General features: G+C 68.9%; 2 protein-coding genes. Both read left to right on the plus strand.

Annotation, left to right across the window (positions count from 1 at the left end; genetic code table 11):
• The first annotated feature begins 388 nt into the window (after nt 1-388).
• Nucleotides 389-2245 carry a DNA primase gene (dnaG, locus tag RIC31_RS14795; RefSeq protein WP_350108978.1) on the plus strand — a complete coding sequence of 619 codons (1857 nt, stop codon included), beginning with the start codon at nt 389-391 and terminating at the stop codon, nt 2243-2245.
• 47 nt (nt 2246-2292) lie between these two features.
• Nucleotides 2293-4116: RNA polymerase sigma factor RpoD (rpoD, locus tag RIC31_RS14800; protein WP_350108981.1), on the plus strand; the 1824-nt coding region annotated here is incomplete at its 3' end.

The raw sequence follows: 4116 nt of genomic DNA on the forward strand, positions 1-4116 counted from the left end.
CACCTCAATGACATTGCCGAGCGCCTCAACGACAGACCCCGGAAAATCCTCGACTTCCTCACCCCAAACGAGGTCTTCCAAAACTAGTCGCCGATGATCAGACCACGCCACAGAACGTTGCACTTCAAAATTGACACCGCCTCGAAGCCGGTCGCGCCGTGGGTTCCGGCGCCGCCCCGCCGCCCGCGGTCCGGTCCGGAATGACGTCAACGCAGCGCGAACGGCCCCACCCCCTTCCGACCGCATTCCGGACGGACGCGCCACCCCGGCGCGGCCGAGCCGGAACCCACGGGGCGACGGACGCCCGGCATTGCCGACTCCACGCGTCGCTCCATAAGGAGTACACTCGGCGGCCCTCGTCACCGTCCCACCGGACCCGATCGCCCGCATGGCTCTGCCCCAAGGCTTCCTCGACGAGCTTCGCGACCGCGTGTCGGTGTCGAGCGTGGTCGGGCGCCGCCATCAGCTCGTCCGCAAGGGCCGCGAGTTCGTGGCGCTGTGCCCGTTCCACAGCGACAGCAAGCCGTCGCTGAACATCGTCGACGACAAGGGCTTCTACCACTGCTTCGCCTGCGGCGCGCATGGCGACGTGATCAAGTTCGTCATGGAGTCGGAGGGCCTCGGCTTCATGGAGGCGGTCGAGCAGCTGGCGGCCCAGGCCGGGCTCGACGTGCCGAAGGAGACCCCCGAGGACCGCGAGAAGGCCGACCGCAGGCGCACCCTGCAGGACGTGGTCGACCTGGCCTGCCGCTGGTACGAGCGCCAGCTCCATACGTCTGCCGGCGACGCCGGCCTGCGCTACCTGCGGGACCGCGGCCTGACGGACGAGACCATCGCCCGTTTCCGGCTGGGCTGGGCACCGGAGGACCGCAAGGCACTGCAGCGCGCCATGAAGGCCGAGGGCGTCGAGGTCGACGTGCTGGTCGAGGCCGGGCTGGTCAAGCGCTACGACGACGGCCCGCGGGCCGGCGAGACCGGCGACTACATGCGCGGCCGGGTGCTGTTCCCGATCACCGACCGGCGCGGCCGGATCATCGCCTTCGGCGGCCGGGTCCTGGGGGACGGCCAGCCGAAATACCTGAACTCGCCCGACACCCCGCTGTTCCACAAGGGCCGGGTGCTGTACGGCCTGGCCCAGGCGCGCGAGGCGGCCCACAAGTCCGGCACCCTGGTGGTCGCCGAGGGCTATATGGACGTCATTGCCCTGGCCCAGGTGCAGATCCCCGCCGTTGCCCCGCTCGGCACCGCGCTGACCGAGGACCAGATCGCCGAGCTCTGGAAGATCGTGCCGGAGCCGACCGTGTGCTTCGACGGCGACAATGCCGGTCAGCGGGCGGCGGCGCGGGCCTGCGAGCGTGCCCTGCCGATGCTGCAGCCCGGCCACTCCCTGCGCTTCGTGGCGCTGCCCGAGGGCGAGGACCCGGACAGCCTGACCCGGCGCGACGGGCCCGGTGGCTTCCGCAAGCTGCTGGAGGCGGCGGAACCGCTGGTCGACCGGCTGTGGGCGATCGAGGCGTCGGCGGGGTCGATCGACACGCCGGAGCGGCGGGCCGACTTCTGGCGCCGGCTGCGCGACCGGGTCCGGGCGATCGCCGAGCGGACCGTCCAGCAGAGCTACGCCGACGAGATCGAGGTGCGCATAGCCACCATGCGCCGGCCCCCGGAGTTCCGGCGGGGCGGCGGAGCGCCGCGCGGCTCGTACAAGGGCGGCAAGTGGACGCCGCCGCCGGTCGAGCCGAGCGGCAGCAAGGCGGCGCGGGCGCGGCTCGACACGGTCCTGGGGCGCCGGCAGCAGCAGCTCATCCTGGCCACCGTGATCCATCATCCGGGACTGCTCGACGAATTGGGCGAGACCCTTGCGCATCTGGAACTGGATGACCAGTTTCTTGACAAGCTCAGGCGCGAAATCCTAGAGATCACCGAGGCGGATCCGGATCTTGACGCCGCGGGCCTCGCGAGCCATCTCAGAGCGTTGGGCTACTCGGACACGGTGAACGGCTTGCTGGGGGCGGAAACGCTCTCGCATGCGGCGTTCGCCCGTCCGAACGCTACGCATTCGGAGGCCCGCGCCGGGCTGATCGAGTTGGTCTCGCGCGTGGGACGGGGGCGGTTGGAACGACAGCTCGCAGACGCACGGCGGATCGCCGAAGCGTCGATGAGCGAAGCGGATATGAATCGGGTGACGGGGCTCCTGCAGGCCCTGCAACAGATTACGGCCGGTGCCTCCCTGGAGGATGCTGGGTGATGGCGGCGCCGAGACGGGCACCGGCAACGAAGGAAAGTCGAGGGACGATGGCGACGAAAGCGGCGGCAGCGGCGACCACCGAGGACGAGGACACCCGCGAGCGGGAGGAGACGGCCCAGGACGGTCCGTTGATGGACAACATCAACACGGCGGTCAAGAACCTCATCAAGAAGGGCAAGGAGCGCGGCTTCCTGACCTATGACGAGGTCAACGCGGCGCTGCCCCAGGAAGAGATGTCCTCCGAGCAGATCGAGGACATCATGAGCGCCCTCAACGAGATGGGCGTCAACGTCGTCGAGAACGAGGACGACGGCGACCAGACCGCCGAGAAGGAGGAGAGCGACGGCGCCGTCGCCGGCAACGTCTCCGACGAGGACGTCGGCCGCACCGACGACCCGGTGCGCATGTATCTGCGCGAGATGGGCTCGGTCGAGCTGCTGTCGCGCGAGGGCGAGATCGCCATCGCCAAGCGCATCGAGGCCGGCCGCGAGATGATGATCGGCGGGATCTGCGAGAGCCCGCTGACCATGCGCGCGCTGGTGACCTGGCGCGACCAGCTCAAGGAAGGCGGCATCCTGCTGCGCGACGTCATCGACCTCGAGGCGACCTACGGCGCCGAGATGGACACCGGCGAGAGCGCCGAGTCCACCAGCGAGGAAGGGGCCGAGACCGAGGGCGAGGAGGAGGACGGCGACGACGGCGAGGAGAACAACCTGTCGCTGTCCGCCATGGAGCAGCAGCTGCTGCCGCAGGTGCTGGAGACCTTCGACCGGATCGCCGACACCTACGGCAAGCTGGCGCGCATGCAGAAGCGCCGCATCGACAAGCTGAAGGGCGGCGAGGAGCTGGCCCGCACCACCGAGCGCAAATACGAGAAGCTCAAGGGCGAGCTGATCGAGGGCATGGAGAGCGTGCGGCTGAACAACGGTCGCATCGAGGCGCTGGTCGAGCAGCTCTACACGTTGAACCGCCGGCTCAGCCAGGTCGACATCCGGCTGTGGAAGCTGGCCGACAGCGTCGGCGTCGGCCGCAAGAGCTTCATGGAGCAGCATTTCGGCAACGAGCTGGAGCCGGACTGGCTGGACCGGGTGTCGTCGATCGACACCCGCTGGAAGCGGTTCGCCGACATGGCGGCCGACGAGGTCGCCGAGGCGCGCGAGCATCTCGGCCTGATCTCGGCCGATGCCGGCCTGACCATCGGCGAGTTCCGCCGCATCGTGCAGACCGTGCAGAAGGGCGAGCGCGAGGCCGGCCGGGCCAAGAAGGAAATGGTCGAGGCCAACCTGCGCCTGGTGATCTCGATCGCCAAGAAATACACCAACCGCGGGCTGCAGTTCCTGGACCTGATCCAGGAGGGCAACATCGGCCTGATGAAGGCGGTAGACAAGTTCGAGTACCGCCGCGGCTACAAGTTCTCGACCTACGCCACCTGGTGGATCCGGCAGGCGATCACCCGGTCGATCGCCGACCAGGCCCGGACCATCCGGATCCCGGTCCACATGATCGAGACCATCAACAAGCTGGTCCGCACCTCGCGCCAGATGCTGCACGAGATCGGCCGCGAGCCGACTCCGGAGGAACTGGCCGAGAAGCTGGTGATGCCGCTGGAGAAGGTCCGCAAGGTCCTGAAGATCGCCAAGGAGCCGATCAGCCTCGAGACCCCGATCGGCGACGAGGAGGACAGCCACCTCGGCGACTTCATCGAGGACAAGAACGCGGTCCAGCCGCTCGACGCGGCGATCCACGCCAACCTGCGCGAGACCACCACGCGGGTGCTGGCCAGCCTGACCCCGCGCGAGGAGCGGGTGCTGCGCATGCGCTTCGGCATCGGCATGAACACCGACCACACCCTGGAGGAGGTCGGCCAGCAG

Source organism: Thalassobaculum sp. (genome assembly GCF_040219615.1).
Classification (GTDB): Bacteria; Pseudomonadota; Alphaproteobacteria; order Thalassobaculales; family Thalassobaculaceae; genus Thalassobaculum_A.